The organism is Oceanivirga salmonicida (genome assembly GCF_001517915.1).
GTDB lineage: Bacteria > Fusobacteriota > Fusobacteriia > Fusobacteriales > Leptotrichiaceae > Oceanivirga > Oceanivirga salmonicida.
This window is the reverse complement of sequence record NZ_LOQI01000010.1, coordinates 1-15,390: the sequence shown is the minus strand read 5'-3', so window position 1 is coordinate 15,390 and position 15,390 is coordinate 1. Positions and strand designations below refer to the sequence as shown.

16 protein-coding genes are annotated in these 15,390 nt (G+C 24.4%); 6 read left to right on the top strand and 10 right to left on the bottom strand.

The features are described 5' to 3' along the window. The first annotated feature begins 14 nt into the window (after positions 1–14). The 3 genes from selB (at position 15) to selA (ending at position 4,496) form a co-directional block, all read left to right on the top strand. Positions 15–1,892, top strand: a complete 1,878-nt coding sequence (gene selB / locus AWT72_RS02230; RefSeq protein ID WP_067140156.1) for a selenocysteine-specific translation elongation factor — start codon at positions 15–17, stop codon at positions 1,890–1,892. Positions 1,893–1,953: 61 nt separating this feature from the next. Next, positions 1,954–3,105 carry an aminotransferase class V-fold PLP-dependent enzyme gene (locus tag AWT72_RS02225; protein WP_067140153.1) on the top strand — a complete coding sequence of 384 codons (1,152 nt, stop codon included), beginning with the start codon at positions 1,954–1,956 and terminating at the stop codon, positions 3,103–3,105. A 17-nt stretch (positions 3,106–3,122) separates the two neighbouring features. Next, positions 3,123–4,496, top strand: a complete 1,374-nt coding sequence (gene selA, locus AWT72_RS02220; RefSeq protein WP_067140149.1) for an L-seryl-tRNA(Sec) selenium transferase — start codon at positions 3,123–3,125, stop codon at positions 4,494–4,496. A gap of 21 nt (positions 4,497–4,517) precedes the next feature. Here selA and AWT72_RS02215 read toward each other — a convergent pair whose 3' ends face one another. Genes AWT72_RS02215 through AWT72_RS02195 form a run of 5 tightly spaced genes read right to left on the bottom strand, consistent with a single transcriptional unit; the run spans position 4,518 to position 7,904 of the window. Beyond that, a complete protein-coding gene (locus AWT72_RS02215) occupies positions 4,518–5,138 on the bottom strand; it encodes a class I SAM-dependent methyltransferase (RefSeq protein WP_067140146.1) in 621 nt (206 codons plus the stop codon). Continuing rightward, entirely contained in the window at positions 5,138–5,587 is a 450-nt protein-coding gene (locus AWT72_RS02210) for a GNAT family N-acetyltransferase (protein WP_067140143.1), read from the bottom strand. Before AWT72_RS02210 ends, AWT72_RS02215 begins: the two co-directional genes overlap by 1 nt. Continuing rightward, positions 5,580–6,314: a tRNA pseudouridine(38-40) synthase TruA gene (truA, locus tag AWT72_RS02205; protein ID WP_067140140.1), complete on the bottom strand. Its 735-nt coding sequence runs from the start codon at positions 6,312–6,314 to the stop codon at positions 5,580–5,582. Before truA ends, AWT72_RS02210 begins: the two co-directional genes overlap by 8 nt. Beyond that, complete coding sequence (locus AWT72_RS02200; RefSeq protein ID WP_067140137.1) at positions 6,305–6,919, bottom strand: HAD-IB family phosphatase; 615 nt, start codon at positions 6,917–6,919, stop codon at positions 6,305–6,307. Before AWT72_RS02200 ends, truA begins: the two co-directional genes overlap by 10 nt. Further along, a complete protein-coding gene (locus AWT72_RS02195) occupies positions 6,897–7,904 on the bottom strand; it encodes a GspE/PulE family protein (RefSeq protein WP_067140134.1) in 1,008 nt (335 codons plus the stop codon). The genes AWT72_RS02200 and AWT72_RS02195 overlap by 23 nt, the downstream gene beginning before the upstream one ends. 248 nt (positions 7,905–8,152) lie before the next feature. On the opposite strand from AWT72_RS02195, the gene AWT72_RS02190 reads away from it, so the two are divergent. Both AWT72_RS02190 and AWT72_RS02185 read left to right on the top strand, forming a co-directional pair. Then, the gene (locus AWT72_RS02190; protein WP_067140131.1) at positions 8,153–9,493 is read left to right on the top strand and encodes an AAA family ATPase; all 1,341 of its coding nucleotides are present in this window, start codon (positions 8,153–8,155) and stop codon (positions 9,491–9,493) included. A gap of 1 nt (position 9,494) precedes the next feature. Then, complete coding sequence (locus tag AWT72_RS02185) at positions 9,495–10,142, top strand: hypothetical protein (protein WP_067140128.1); 648 nt, start codon at positions 9,495–9,497, stop codon at positions 10,140–10,142. Between the two features lie 105 nt (positions 10,143–10,247). On the opposite strand, the gene AWT72_RS02180 is transcribed toward AWT72_RS02185, so the two are convergent. Genes AWT72_RS02180 through glmU form a run of 4 tightly spaced genes read right to left on the bottom strand, consistent with a single transcriptional unit; the run spans position 10,248 to position 13,591 of the window. Beyond that, positions 10,248–10,712, bottom strand: a complete 465-nt coding sequence (locus AWT72_RS02180; RefSeq protein WP_371440135.1) for a viral A-type inclusion protein — start codon at positions 10,710–10,712, stop codon at positions 10,248–10,250. Continuing rightward, a complete protein-coding gene (locus tag AWT72_RS02175; protein ID WP_067140125.1) occupies positions 10,690–11,283 on the bottom strand; it encodes an L-threonylcarbamoyladenylate synthase in 594 nt (197 codons plus the stop codon). The genes AWT72_RS02180 and AWT72_RS02175 overlap by 23 nt, the downstream gene beginning before the upstream one ends. Then, positions 11,273–12,253 (bottom strand): ribose-phosphate diphosphokinase, encoded by a 981-nt coding sequence (locus tag AWT72_RS02170; protein WP_067140226.1) that lies wholly within the window; start codon positions 12,251–12,253, stop codon positions 11,273–11,275. The genes AWT72_RS02175 and AWT72_RS02170 overlap by 11 nt, the downstream gene beginning before the upstream one ends. A gap of 15 nt (positions 12,254–12,268) precedes the next feature. Continuing rightward, positions 12,269–13,591, bottom strand: coding sequence for a bifunctional UDP-N-acetylglucosamine diphosphorylase/glucosamine-1-phosphate N-acetyltransferase GlmU (glmU, locus tag AWT72_RS02165; protein ID WP_067140122.1), 1,323 nt, complete (start codon positions 13,589–13,591; stop codon positions 12,269–12,271). A 310-nt stretch (positions 13,592–13,901) separates the two neighbouring features. Between glmU and AWT72_RS02160 the strand changes: the two genes are divergently transcribed. Further along, the gene (locus AWT72_RS02160) at positions 13,902–14,384 is read left to right on the top strand and encodes a hypothetical protein (RefSeq protein ID WP_067140119.1); all 483 of its coding nucleotides are present in this window, start codon (positions 13,902–13,904) and stop codon (positions 14,382–14,384) included. Between the two features lie 15 nt (positions 14,385–14,399). Here AWT72_RS02160 and AWT72_RS02155 read toward each other — a convergent pair whose 3' ends face one another. Beyond that, on the bottom strand, positions 14,400–14,939 hold the full coding sequence (locus tag AWT72_RS02155; RefSeq protein WP_067140116.1) for a YcxB family protein: 540 nt from the start codon (positions 14,937–14,939) through the stop codon (positions 14,400–14,402). Positions 14,940–15,390 lie beyond the last annotated feature (451 nt).

Below are 15,390 nucleotides of genomic sequence, written 5' to 3'. Positions count from 1 at the left end.
AAGTGAGAAAATTTATGAGCAATATAATAATAGGAACGGCTGGGCATATTGACCATGGGAAAACAACTTTAATTAAGGCCCTTAGTGGTATTGAAACAGATACTACATTAGAAGAAAAAGAGCGTGGTATGTCAATTAATCTTGGATTTGCTTATTTTGATTTACCTAGTGGAAAAAGATGCGGAGTAGTAGACGTTCCAGGTCATGAAAAATTTATAAAAAATATGCTTGCAGGAGTTAGTGGAATAAATCTTGTATTACTTTTAGTTGATTCAAGAGAAGGTATAATGCCTCAAACAAAAGAACATGCAGATATACTTTCTTTATTAGGTGTAGAAAACTATATAATAGTAATGACAAAAATTGATTTAGCAGATGATGAGTATAGAGAACTTGTTAAAGAAGATATAAAAAACTTTATAAAAGATACTCCACTTGATAATAGTCCCATAATAGAAGTAGATTCTATAAGTAAAAAAGGAATAGATGAACTTTTAAATGAAATTGATAAAAAAACTGAAAAAATTATTGAAATAAAGAAAAGTAAAAATTCAAGACTTAATATAGATAGAGCCTTTCAAGTAAAAGGATTTGGAACTGTAGTAACGGGAACTTTAACAGAAGGAGAAATTTCTGTAGGAGATGAATTAGAAGTTTACCCTAAAAAAATAATGACAAAAGTAAGAAATATACAAGTACATAAAAAAGATGTAAAAACAGCCTATGCAGGTCAAAGAACAGCAATAAGTTTAAGTAATGTGAAAATAGAAGATGCTGGTAGGGGATGCACGCTTGCAAGTCCTGATACATTAACAAAAACATATATGTTTGATGCTGAAATTAAAATAATAAATAGTCCTAATCTAAAAATTGAATTATGGGACAGGGTAAGAGTATATACAGGAACTTGCGAAGTAATGGCAAGAATAGTTCCACTTGGAAAAGAAATGCTTGAAGCAGGAGAAAGTGGATTTGTGCAACTTCGTTTAGAAGAAGAAATTTCAGTTAAAAATTATGATAAATTTATTATAAGAACATATTCACCAATGTTAACTGTTGGTGGTGGGGTAATTTTAGATGCAATACCTAAAAAACATAGAAGATTTAATAAAGATACTTTATCTAAGTTAAAAGTTAGATCAAAAGGAGACAGTAAGGCCTTGATTTCAAACTATATTTTATCTGCAAATAATTATTTAATAAGAGCAACAGAAATTTCTAAGGATCTTGAACAAGATATAGAATCTGTAAATATAGATTTAGTAGAATTAGAAAAAGAAAATAAGGTATATAAGACTTCATTAGGGTATATACATGTTAAAAAATATGATGAAATTTATGAAAAAAACTTAGATATAATAAGTGAATATCATAAAAAATATAAACTTAAAGTAGGAATATCAAAAGCAGAACTTTTTTCAAAATTTAAAATAAGTCAAAAAGAACTTATGGTAATAATAGATTTACTTATAAATAATAAAGTGTTAAAAATTCAAAAAAATCTTATCTCACTTTATGATTTTGAAGTGAAGTATGATACTACTCAACTTAAAGAAAAAGAATATATAGAAAAAACTCTTTTAGCAAGTAAATTTACACCACCAAGTGTAAAAGAACTTACAAAAGGTAATAAGGTAACTAATGAATTATTAAATTCACTTGTAGGAAATACTATAATAAGATTAAATGATGATATAGTTATGCATGTTAAAATATTTGAAGAAGCTTTAAATAAAATTGTGAAACATTTTGAAACTGATAAAAAATTGACATTAGCACAATTTAGAGATATGACAGGTTCTAGTAGAAAATATGCATTGCCAATTTTGGAGTATATGGACAAACAAGGAATAACAAAAAGAGTTGAAGATTATAGAGTTTTAACAAAATAAAAAGTTTTAAAAATTTTAAACAGTAATTAATATATTAACTAAAAAAGGAGAAATTTACTTTATGTCATACTATTTTGATTATGGAGCAACCTCTTTAAAAAAGCCTGAAAATGTTGCAAAAAAAATTTATGATATTTTATCATCTGGGAATTATGCTAACCCATCTAGGGGTACTTATAAAGAAGCAGAAAATGCTTTTTTAGAAATATACAAATCTCGTGAGATAATAGCAGATTTTTTTGGATTAAGTGATGAGAGATATCTTGTATTTACAGCAAATTCTACACAAGCTTTAAATATAGCAATAAAAGGGATTTTAAAAAAAGGAGACCATGTAATTACCACTAAAATGGAACATAATTCTATATTACGACCTATTTATCAACTTTCAAAGGAAAGAGAAGTAGAATACAGTATAATAGATAGTGATACTGATGGTATTACAATCTATGATGAAATAGAAAAGCATATAAAAAGTAATACTGTACTTCTCGCAATAACTCATTCATCTAATGTTACAGGTAATATTGTTGATATAGAAAAAATATCAAAAATTTGTAAAAAAAATAAAATATTACTTCTTGTAGATGGTTCACAAACTGCAGGAGTAATAGATATAAATATAGAAAAATTAGGAATAGATATATTTTGTTTTACAGGACATAAAAGTTTATTTGGACCACAAGGAGTAGGTGGACTATGTATAGCAAATAAAAATATTGAAATTTCAAGATATAATGTTGGTGGAAGTGGTGTTGAAAGTTTTGAAAAGGAACACCCAGCAGAATACCCAACGAGACTTGAAGCAGGAACATATAATACACCTGGTATAGTAGGACTTTCTGAAGGTATAAAATATATTAATGAACAAGGAATAGAAAATCTATATGAAAAACAATTAAATTTTGCAAAAATGTTCTATAATGAACTTAAAGATTTAAAATGCCTTACATTTTATGGAAATTTTGAAAGGGAAAAAACTGCCATAGTGTCTTTTAATTTTAAAGGAATACCATCATCAGATGTAGCAGAAGTTTTAACTGAAAAATATGACATAGCAATAAGGTCAGGAACACATTGTGCTCCGTTAATGCATAAACATTTTGGTACAGAAAAGCAAGGAATGATAAGATTTTCTTTTTCAAGTATGAATACTGAAAAAGAAGTAATTTATGCAATAAATGCTATAAAGGAAATAGCAAAAGAATTATAATATAAGGGAGACTCAAAATGAAACATTTATTAGCCAAAATACCATCTGTAAATAAAATTTTGTTAACCAATACAGTAAAGAAGTTGTTAGAAAAATACCCTGAAATATTTGTAAAAGATATTTTGAAAAAAGAAATTGATAATATTAAAACTAATATTTTAGAAAGTAGATTGAGTGAAGTTCCAACAATAGATGAAATCATAGAAAAAGTATCTATTGAAGTAGAAAAACAAGATAAATTCTCTTTAAGACAAGTTATTAATGCAACAGGTACAATATTACACACAAATTTAGGGCGTAGTCTTTTAAGTGAAAGTGTAAAGGAACATTTAATAGAAACAGCATTTAATTATTCAAATTTAGAATTTGATATAGAAAATAAAAAAAGAGGTAGCCGTTATAGTCATTTGACAGATATTGTTAAAAGATTAACTGGGGCAGAAGATGTTCTTGTTGTAAATAATAATGCGGCAGCTGTAATGTTAGTACTTAATACATTAGCAAAAGATAAAGAAATTGTAGTATCAAGAGGAGAATTGGTAGAAATTGGTGGAGCATTTAGAATACCTGAAATTATTAATTTAAGTGGTGGTATTTTATATGAAATTGGAACAACAAACAAGACACATTTAAAAGATTATGTTAATGCTATTAATGAAAATACATCAATTTTACTTAAAGTGCATACAAGTAATTATAAAATAACTGGGTTTACAAAAGAAGTTACTAATAGTGAAGTAGCAAACATTGCAAATGAACATGGATTAATATCTGTAAACGATTTGGGAAGTGGGCAATTTATTGATTTAAGAGAATATGGTTTGCCTTATGAACCTACTGTAAAAGAAGTATTAGACAGTGGAATTGATATAGTTACATTTAGTGGAGATAAGCTTTTAGGTGGATCTCAGGCAGGAATAATTGTAGGTAAAAAAGAATACATAGAAAAGATGAAAAAAAATCAACTTACTCGTGCATTGCGTGTAGATAAGATGGTTATAGCAACATTAGAAGCAACCCTTAAATTATACCTAGATAAAAATATGGCATTAGAAAATATTCCAACTTTAAATATGATTTCTATTTCAAAAGAAAGACTTTTAGAAAAGGCTAATAAATTTTTAAATGAAATAAAAGATACAAATTTTATTGCTGAAACAATTGAAACATTAGCAGAAGTTGGTGGTGGAAGTTATCCAAATTCTTATTTTGAAAGTGTTGGTATAAAATTAACGCATAATACGAAATCTGCAACACAAATAGAAAAAGAATTTCTTTTATGTGAAATTCCTATTATTGCAAGAATAAAGGAAAATAGTATTATTTTAGATATGAGAACATTAAGAGAAGATGAGTTAAATATAGTGGCAGAAAGTTTGAAAAAATTATAAAAATATGAAAAAAATAGTTCATTAATTTGAACTATTTTTAGTTTTATTAGCCTTATAAATTCTATACCCTTTTTCTATACCAATGCACTTAACTTCATTAAATATATTTTTAAGTTCTTTTTCAGTTGATTTAGCACCATGTTTTGTCATTATTACTACATAAAAATCTCCGTTATCGTTTAAATGTTCATATGCATTTTTATATATTTCAAATATAGTTTTTTTACCTGCCCTAATAGGCGGATTAGAAATTATAATATCAAAGTTATTTTTAATATTTTCAAAAAGGTCTGATTGAAAAACTTCACAATTATTGTCTACATTATTTAATTTAATATTTTCTAATGTTAATTCTATTGCTCTATTATTTATATCTGTATAAGTAATAGTAGCACTTTTTAATATTTTTTTAGTAATTATACCAACTACACCATAACCACAACCTATATCTAACATAGTAAAATTATCTTTTTCATTAGATTTCATAAAATATTTTAATAATAGCATACTACCATCATCAACATGATCTTTTGAGAATATTCCATTATCAGTTATAAATTTAAAGTTTTCATTCATAAAGTTAAAACTAATTTCTTTTTTCTCAGATATAACTGTGGGATTTTTTGTGAAATAATGTTCCATTATATCTCCTTTTTCATTAATAATCTATCATCATTATCAAAATATTCATTTTCTAAATATTCATCTATGGTAAATTTAAATTTATTGTAAAATTTAATTGCAATTTCATTTTCAGGTGCAACTGTTAGTTCTATACTATTAATATTATATTTTTTAATATCATCAATACAAAAATTCATTAATTTAGTAGCATAACCCTTATGTCTATAATCCTTATTAGTAGAAAGCCCATAAATATATGCTTTATTATTTAGAGAAAATAAGACTTCTATTACACAAATAATATCTTTTTTGTTATATATAGCATAGCAAGAACCGTATTTAGTAAAAGGTGATATGTTATATTGTCCAACAGCAGCATTTCCAAAAACTTCTTCTTCATATAGATATATTCTTTCTAGTATTTTTTTATCTTCTTTTGCATTTAATTTTTTCATTATTTCATTCATATATTACCTCTTTTAAATATAGACCATTAGGACTTAGAATTTTTTTAGGAATATCAACTAATTCAAGATTAAGTCTTTTAAGTATAGTTTCTTTACTCTCATATATACAAGCAGCCATAATTAATCTTATCATGGCTCTTAAAAAACTTTGACCTTCTATTATGGCAATAAAAGTATCATTTTCTTTGTAACAATAAGCATTATATATTTCTCTTACAGGATTTTTATCAAAATCACTTTTTTTATCTTTTTTAGAAAAAGAATTAAAGTTATGTTCACCTATGAATAATTTTAACTTTTCATTTATACTATCTAAATCTAATAATTTCTCATTTTTAATTGCACTAATATAGTTTGCTTCAAAAGGGGATACATTTTTAAATGCTTTAAATCTATATTCATATACTCTTTTTTTTGCATCAAACCTTGAATTAAAATTTTCATCTACATATTCAATCTCATTTACCTTAACCATACCAAAAAGTTTTTTGTTTATTTGGTTTTTAATAGAATTTAAAGGTATATTAGACTTTATATTAAAATTTGAAACTTGCCCTAAGGCATGAACTTTTGCATCAGTTCTACCTGATGAAATTAAATTTATTTTTTCATTAAAAGCCTTTGATATTACTTTTTCTATTTCTCCTTGTACAGTTATTTTATCTTTTTGTCTTTGAAAGCCATAAAAGTATGTGCCATCATATGCATATGTTATTTTTATTTCCATTTATCTACCCTACCATTTTTTTGTGGATAACCTTCATGTAGATTACCTTTTTTATCTATACTATATTTATTTTTTGCAATATCAAATAAAGGTTTATCAGACATACTGTCCGAATAAAAAGATAGTACTTCAAACTCTCCTAATTCATTAAGTCTATTTAATTTTTCTATGCCTTTACAGTTATTACCAACAATTTTAAAATTTTTAAATTTTGTTGCTATTAGAATATCAAAGCCTAATTTAGTATATATAGGTTCTAATAAAAAATCTGGCGATGCAGAAATAAGTATAAGAATATCTGCTTCTTTTTTATTTTTTATAATTTCATTTTTAAAATATGGGAAAAAGTTTTTTTCTTGACTAGACCAAAATTCTATTATTTCATCATTTAATTTATCTATATTTTTTTTATCTATAAATTCAAAAAAAGCATTTTTTATATTTTTTAATTCAGAATTTTTAAATGAAAAAATAAATTTAATTAAAAATTTTAGCACCTTTAAAATTCTTTCAGGGTGTTTTTTAATATAGAATAACATAAAATAAATACTAGTTTCCTTACTATATATTGTTTTATCAAAGTCATATATTATAGCCTTTTTCATTTAAATCTTCCTCCATAGTTTTAAAATTTAGTGTCTTTAATTTATTTAATATATCTTGTTTTAAGTTATATTTAGAAAAAATTTCTTTTTCTTTATCTGTAAAATAAAGTGTTTCATTTATTAATAGTCTTTCTTTTATATTTTTATTATCTAATGAACTTAATAATTTTTGAGAACTAATTAATATAACGGAATCTAGTAGTAGATACTTTTCTATACCCATATCTATTAATCTAGCAAAACTAGAAATACTATCATTAGTATGTAGAGTTGCTAAAACTAAATGTCCAGTTAAAGATGCTCTTACAGCAATTTTGGCAGTTATCTCATCTCTAATTTCGGATATTATTATAATATCAGGGTCTGCCCTTAGGGTACTTCTTAGTATATGTGGGAAAGTTAAACCTATATCTTCATTAACTTGAATTTGTATTATAGAATTTAATTTATTTTCAACTGGATCTTCAATAGAAATTATTTTTTTATCTCCTGTATCTAACATTTTTGTTAGTGATAAAAGGGTTGTTGATTTACCAGAACCCGTAGGGCCACATATAAGAATAAGTCCATGCTTATGATTTAATGCATTATTAAATTTTTCTATATTTTCATCACTATAACCAAGTGATTTTAATGAAATATCATTTAGATAAGAATTTAAAATACGAATTATTATACATTCTCCTATAATGCTAGGTATACTGCATATTCTTAAATCATATTGTTCAAATTTTATATTACCATCTTGTGGCATTCTTTTTTCTGCAACATTCATTTTAGCCATTATTTTTATTCTTGAAATTATTTCATTTGCTTTATAATTATTTTCATCTTGTTTATATATTATACCATTTATTCTATATTCAATGATACAAAAATTATTAACTTCTCTAATATGAATATCACTAGCCTTTTTTAAAATTGCTTCTTTTATTATATCATCAACTATTTTTATAGCATTATAATTCATTTTTTCTATGTTCATTTTAAGCCTTTCTTTTGAGTAAGTTGAGATTTTTACAAAAAAATCCCAATACTAAATATTGGGGCTTATTTTTTGTGTGTTTGACACATACTGATATACTATCATTTATAAGTGTATTTGTCAATTTAATATTTAAATTTTTTTGAAGATAGATAGCACAAAATTAAATTGTATGTTTTTATATAAAAAAAAAGAAAATTGACATTTTTATTTTTTTGGGGTATAATCCTAAAAAGGAGGTTTATGGTATGATAAATAGGCTTAATATTAAAAACTATAAAAATATATCAAATACAGAAATAGAGTTTAAAAAAAATATAAGTGGAATATATGGTCCAAATGGCTCAGGGAAGACGTCTGTAATTGAAGTTGTAGAAATTATAAAAAATTATTTTTTATCAATTCCATTTCCGCAAGTAAAAAAAGATGAATTAAAGGAAAAATTAATAGAGAGTTTTAAGATAGGCGAAGACACATTAGAAATAGAATTGGAAATAGAATCTGATAAATACATTTATTTGTTAATTTTAAAAATTCATAAAAATGAGTTTAATGATTTTACTGTACTTAATGAAGAAATTCTATATAAAACTAAAAAAGCAAGAGAGAAATTTAAAAGACTTATAAAAATAGAAAATGATTCAAATCAGTTAAAACCAAAAGTATTTTTATTTAGATATAAATCAGATTGTTTTGATGAAATTCAAAAAGAAATATTAGATTTAAGTGGTATAAAAATTCAGACATTAATATCTAAATTTAATGATTTGAATAGTTATACTAATTTGGTTTGTTCTAGCAAATATAAAATAGAAAGTGATAAATATAATGAGTTAAATAAACATTGGAAAAATATTTTCAGTGTTTTAAAAAACATAAGAATAATTGGTTTAAAAGAACAGGCTTTAACTAATTTAGAGTTATTAATACCGCTATCTATAAATTCGTATGATATTTTTGGGACTATACCTATTGCAAATAAAAATTCTATTAACAATAAATACAGTGAAAAAGATTTTAATTTAATAAGTGCAACTATAAAAGATATAAATAAATTGTTTCCATTATTCACTAAGGGTGCTTCTATTCAATTAGATTCTAAAATGATAAGTAATGAAGATGGAGTAAATTACTATTCAATAGAAATTTTTGTAATAAGAAATAATCAAAAAATAGGTATTTATAATGAATCTACTGGAACTATAAAACTATTTAGAATGTTATCATCATTAATTTATGTTTTAAAAAATAAAAAAGGAATATTATTAGTTGATGAATTAGATGTACATATTTTTGAATATTTACTATCATATATATTAGAAATGTTAAAAGATGAAATTGTAGGGCAAATGATTTTTACTGCACATAATCTGTTTCCGATGGAAAAATTAGAGAAAAATTCAATAATACTTGCTAATGAAGAAGATGGTTTAGTAAATTATGTATATTTTAAAGGTAAAATTTCTCCTACAACTAATTTAAGATTAAGATATATAAAATCGCAATATTTAGGAACAGAAGAAAATATTTCTCCATTTAACATTAAAGAATTATTATTAAAAAAGATAATAAGAGAGTTAAGGGATTAATATGGCTATGGAATTTATACTTTTTATTGTTGAAGGTAGTAGTGATGAGGAAGCATTAGTAGTTCCAATTGAAAATGTTATAAGTGAAAAAAAATATAAGACAAAGACAAAGGTTTTGTATGGCGACATATTGACTAAATATTTAGACGGGACTAATAAATTTGAAGTAAATACCAGTAATATAAATGGAGAATTTAAGAAATTATGTAGTAAATTTATAATTTCTGAAAAAGCATATGGTCTTAAAGCAAAATATATAACCAAAATAATATATGTAACTGATACTGATTATTGTTTTACTAGACAAGAAAATCATCATAAAAATAAAAAAGATTGTTTAAATATTTTATTTAATAAAAAATATGTTGAATTAAATGGTAGTAAAATTCCTTTTAAAGTTGTATTTATGTCTAAAAATTTAGAACATGTTTTAGTAGATCAAGATAAAGATTTTAGTGATGAAGAAAAAAAGAAAATATCAAAAAAATTTTCTGATTTATGCTTGGAAAATTTTGAAAAATATATATGCAAATTTACAAAAGAGTTTAAGATATTTGATAATTATGAAAAATCATATAAAAATATTAATGAATATGAAATAAGAACTTCAAACATGAATAATTTACTAGAAGAATTAAAATTAATATAAGGAAATAGGTGAAAAACCTATTTTTTTGTACTTTAAGTAAATTAATAGAATACATAGAAAAAAATAGGCTTTAGAATATGTTCTATTTTTCGCCTATTTTTTCTATTATTTTTTCAATTTATTTAACACTTCTTCTAATAATAACTCATTTTGTTTTCTAACAGAAGAAAACGCTAATTTTTTAATGAATTGATACCATTTTAAATTTTTTCTTTGTTTAATAATTTCTTTTATAGTTCCTTTTATTTGCATAACTAAAAAATCTTGTTCTTCATAAGATAGAGCAATTTTTTTAAATTTTTCTCTTCTTTGTTTTTTTTCAACATGAACTTGTTTTATAATATAATTAAAGAAATCATATATATTTGGTAATTGTTTTTCGTATTCTACCATTTGCTTTTTTAATTCAACCATAACTTGTTCTATATATTTTTGTGAAGATTTAGATAAATATATTTCTAGTTTTCTTCTCCCTCTACCAAGTTTTTGTAATGTTTGAGTTAGTTTAGCCTGATTTTTAATGTTAAACATTTCCATATCAGTTATACTATTTGGATTTGTCATTCTCAATGTCTATACCTCCTATTTTTAATATGTCTTCAAATTTTATTTGTCCTTCTCTTAGTAATGTATACTTACTATTTAAGTATGAAACTATGGTTGAAGGTATACCTGATAAAGTTTGATTTGCTTTGAAGTAGCAACAAACTTTTGATAATAGTTCAATTGGAATATCTGCAAAATCAACAGGTGATTTTTCTCCTGAAATATTGGCACTAGTTGTCATAAGTATTCCACCGACACTATTTATAAGTTGTAATGCAAATTTATTATTTGGTATTCTAATACCTATAGTTTCTCCCACTAAGTCCTTAAATTTATTATTAGACTTACAAACTATTGTAAGTGGACCAGGCATAAATTTAGAAACTACATTATAATCAATTTCATCAGTTATTTCTTTTATTTTATCTACACTAGATACTAGTGCTATAATTTTTTTGTTTTCATCACGATTTTTAATTTTATATAAATTTTTAATAGCATCATGTTTTGGTATCGCACCTAGACCATATACTGTATCAGTTGGAAATATTACTGCTTCACCATTTAAAATAGCTTGTATTTCCTTATTTTTCATGTTCTTCAATTTCTTCTGGAAGAGCAAATAAATTACTTATTGCCTCATTTGAAAAAATTCTCTTAATTGTTTCAGAGAACATTGAACTAGTAGAAACTATTTTTAATTTTTCAAAAATTTGTTCTGGTTTTAATTCAATACAGTCTGTAACAATTATGTTAGTAAAACTTGAATTTTTAAGTCTTTCAACAGCAGGTCCTGAGAACACAGGGTGTGTTGCACAAGCATATACTTCCTTAGCACCAAATTTACGAAGAGCATCAGCAGCATTACATATAGTTCCAGCAGTATCTATTATATCATCTATTAGTATTGCATTTTTACCTTCTACATCTCCAATTAAATGCATAACCTCTGATACATTTGCCTTAGGTCTTCTTTTATCTATTATTGCTAGTGGAGCATGTAACCAACTTGCAAGACCTCTTGCTCTTTTAACTCCACCTATATCAGGAGACACTACTACTGTATCTTTTGAAGTAAATCCTTGAGTTAAAAAATATTTAGCAAATATTGGTAAAGCTTCCATATGGTCAACTGGAATATCAAAAAATCCTTGTATTTGTCTTGCGTGTAAATCCATAGTTACTATTCTACTAGCACCAGCAGCAGTTAATAAATTTGCTACCAATTTAGCAGTAATAGGTTCACGTGGATGAGCCTTTCTATCTTGTCTAGCATAACCATAATAAGGTATAACGGCTACTATTTCTTTTGCAGAAGCTCTTTTAAGAGAATCTATGAATACTAATAACTCCATTATACTTTCATTTACTGGATTAGAAGTTGATTGAATAACAAATACTTTACACCCTCTAACAGTAGAATTGGCTTTAACAAAGGTTTCCCCATCAGCAAAATGTATAATTTTTCTATCGCTTAAAGGTATTCCCAATTTTTCAGAAATTTTAGTTGCAAGTTTAATACTTGAACTACCTGCAAAAATTTTAACTTTTTGTTTCTTAGACATTTCCATACTCACTTTCTATTTTTTATTTATTACAACTTGTTTTGCTCTTCCAAATGCTAGTTTGTTATCTTCGACATTTTTTGTTAAAACACTACCAGCAGCAGTTAATACATTTTTACCTATATTAATTGGAGCGACTAATATAGTATTACTTCCTATGAAACAATCTTTATCTATAGTAGTCTTATGCTTATTTTTTCCGTCATAATTACAAGTTACAGTTCCAGCACCTATATTAGTATTAGAACCAATTTCGCTATCACCTATATATGTTAAGTGTCCACTTTTTACATTTTCATGTAAAGTAGAATTTTTAATTTCAACAAAATTTCCTATATGAACATTTTGTTTTAAATTAGTTCCTTTTCTAAGATGAGCATAGGGACCTATAGTAACAAAATTTTCTACATTAGAGAATTCAATTACACTATTATCAATTTTAACATTATTTGCTATTGTACTTTCTTCAATTCTAGAAGAATATATAATACAGTTTTCACCTATTTTAGTATTTCCTTGTATTATAGTATTTGGGTAAATAATAGTATCTTTTCCTATAATCACTTCATCTTCTATATAAGTAGTATTAGGATCTATTATTATAATGCCATTGTCCATTAATTCATCTAATTTTTTTAATCTTAGTATGTTTGAAGCAAGGGCTAATTCTTTTTTAGAGTTAACACCTATCATTTCATTTTTATCTTTTAATAAAATACTTTTAGTCGTATAACCATTATTATTTAATAGTTTAATTATATCGGTTAAATAGTATTCTCCTTTTGAATTATTATTATTTAATTTATCTAAAACTGATAATAAGGCATGAGATTTAAATAAATAAACACCTACATTTATTTCATTTATTTTTTGTTCTTCAATAGTTGCTTCTTTTTCTTCAACTATGTCTACAACATACTCATCTTTTTTAATAATTCTTCCATATCCAGTAGGATTATCTACCATGCAGGTTAACATAATAGAATTTAAATTCTCCTTATTAAATTTATCAACCATATTAGAAATAGTTTCTTTTGATAATAAAGGACCATCTCCGTAGCATATAAGGACATCATCGTGTTTGGCTATTTCATTTTTTGAAATAAGGACAGCATGTCCTGTACCTAGTTGTTTTTCTTGATAAATATAATTGTTATTTGGAAATGAAGAAATAATTTCTTCTTTTTTATGACCTAATACTAATAAAGTTTCTCCAAAATATGAAGTATTTTCTAAAACTTTTTGTAGCATAGGTTTTCCATTAACTTTATGCAGAACTTTCGGGATATTAGAATTCATTCTAGTTCCCTTGCCTGCCGCAAGTATAATTGATAGCATTAAAACCTCCTAACTATTTCAAGTTAATTATAACATTTTTTGACTAAAAAATTCAATCATATAATTTTGACTTGTAAATTAAATTTTTACATGTACTGTTCACAAAAATTCTTTTGTTTTTTGTTCTGTATATGTGTAATTTTTTGTACCGTTTTTAAAATTTTGTATTGTCATTTTTTATCATTTAGTTTATACTACTATTTAGTTATATTTATAGTCATATCTAAAGACTATTTGATTTTGACGTTAATAAGGGAAAATAGACAATAAATTATAAATTTATTATAAATTTACAAGGAGTTGATATAAAATGATGAAAATAATTATACTTAGAAGAATATTTAGTTCTGTTGAAAAATTTGGTTATTTAAATACATTAGCTTTAATTGTCTTAGGGATAGTAGCAACTTTAATATTTGAATATTTAAAAAAAAGAAAAGCAGAAAATAAAAAAGTAGAATGGGCTTCAATTTTGATTTTAGAAAAACAAAACATACATAATAAAAGTTTTGCAGATAAAATTGTAGTTAAAGAAGTTTATGGAGAAAAAGTAACAGAATTTATATATAGTGGAAGTTCAGCTATTTATATTGGACCAGGAAGTAATGAAATAGTTGTTTATGCTAAAATAGGCGATAAACAAACAGAACCTAAAAAAATAAATATAAGAATAGATTATGAGAAAATTTATACTTTATATTATTTGATTGAAACAAATCAATATTTAATATATGAAGGATATGAGTTTGAAAAAGATATAAATGATATAATCAATAAAGGTAAAATATTATAATAAAAAAAGGCTAGTTCAGTTGGCCTTTTTTAGTTTTGAATTTATAAAATCTATTAATTCTTGCTTTTCATCATCAGAAGTGAAAATGTGCATAGGTAATATAAAAGCATTTGCTGGTGCAGTGAAAACATAAATTGCTTCATCTGACATTTCTAAACTCTTAATTCCTTCATAACCCATAGAAGCATTTTCAAATTTTTTGGTTGAAATAATTTTATCATCTTCAAATGAGATAGTCATTTCAAATGGAAAATCGTGTTTTCTTTCTTTAAGAATTTTGTATATAGCACTTTCTATTGCCGAATTATCAAATTTAGGATAAAAACGAAATATTGATATTGATAATATTAAAGAAAGTGCAATAAAAAAAGTAGAAAGGTATATATTTGAAAATATACTTTCAATAGGTAAAAAGATTAAGATAACTAATACTGGTAGTAAAGCAAAAATAAACCTAAAAATTTTTTTTTGCTTTTGGGCAAATTTAAAATTTTGAGCATAAAATACATTAAAATCAACAAAATCTTTTTCGGTAACTACAAATTTAAATTCCATAAATAAACAACCCCTTAATTTTTTATTTAAATATTAATATATTATACAACATAAATAGGGGATTTCCAAAAGTAAATATATGAATTTTTTTCATATTTAAGAATATAAATAAAGTGAGTTTGATTAAAAAAATATAACATAAAATAAATTATATATTAATATGTATAGTAGAAACAAAAAAAATAAAAACTTTTGAATTATTAGAAAATGGTTAGCAACATAATAAAAATAACGGTTTTGTGATATTGTCTCAATATAGTAAAAAAAAATTTTAAAAATTTTTAAAAAAAATTGCCAAAAGTAATTGACAAAGTCTAAAAAATTTGTTAGTATATACCTTGTCAACCGAGTAAGGTTGAAGGACAATGAGAGATAAAAAAAGCAAACAAGATGTTAAGAAGCAAAAGACAAAATGGTGAAACAAAACAAGGAAAAAAAATAAATTGAAAAA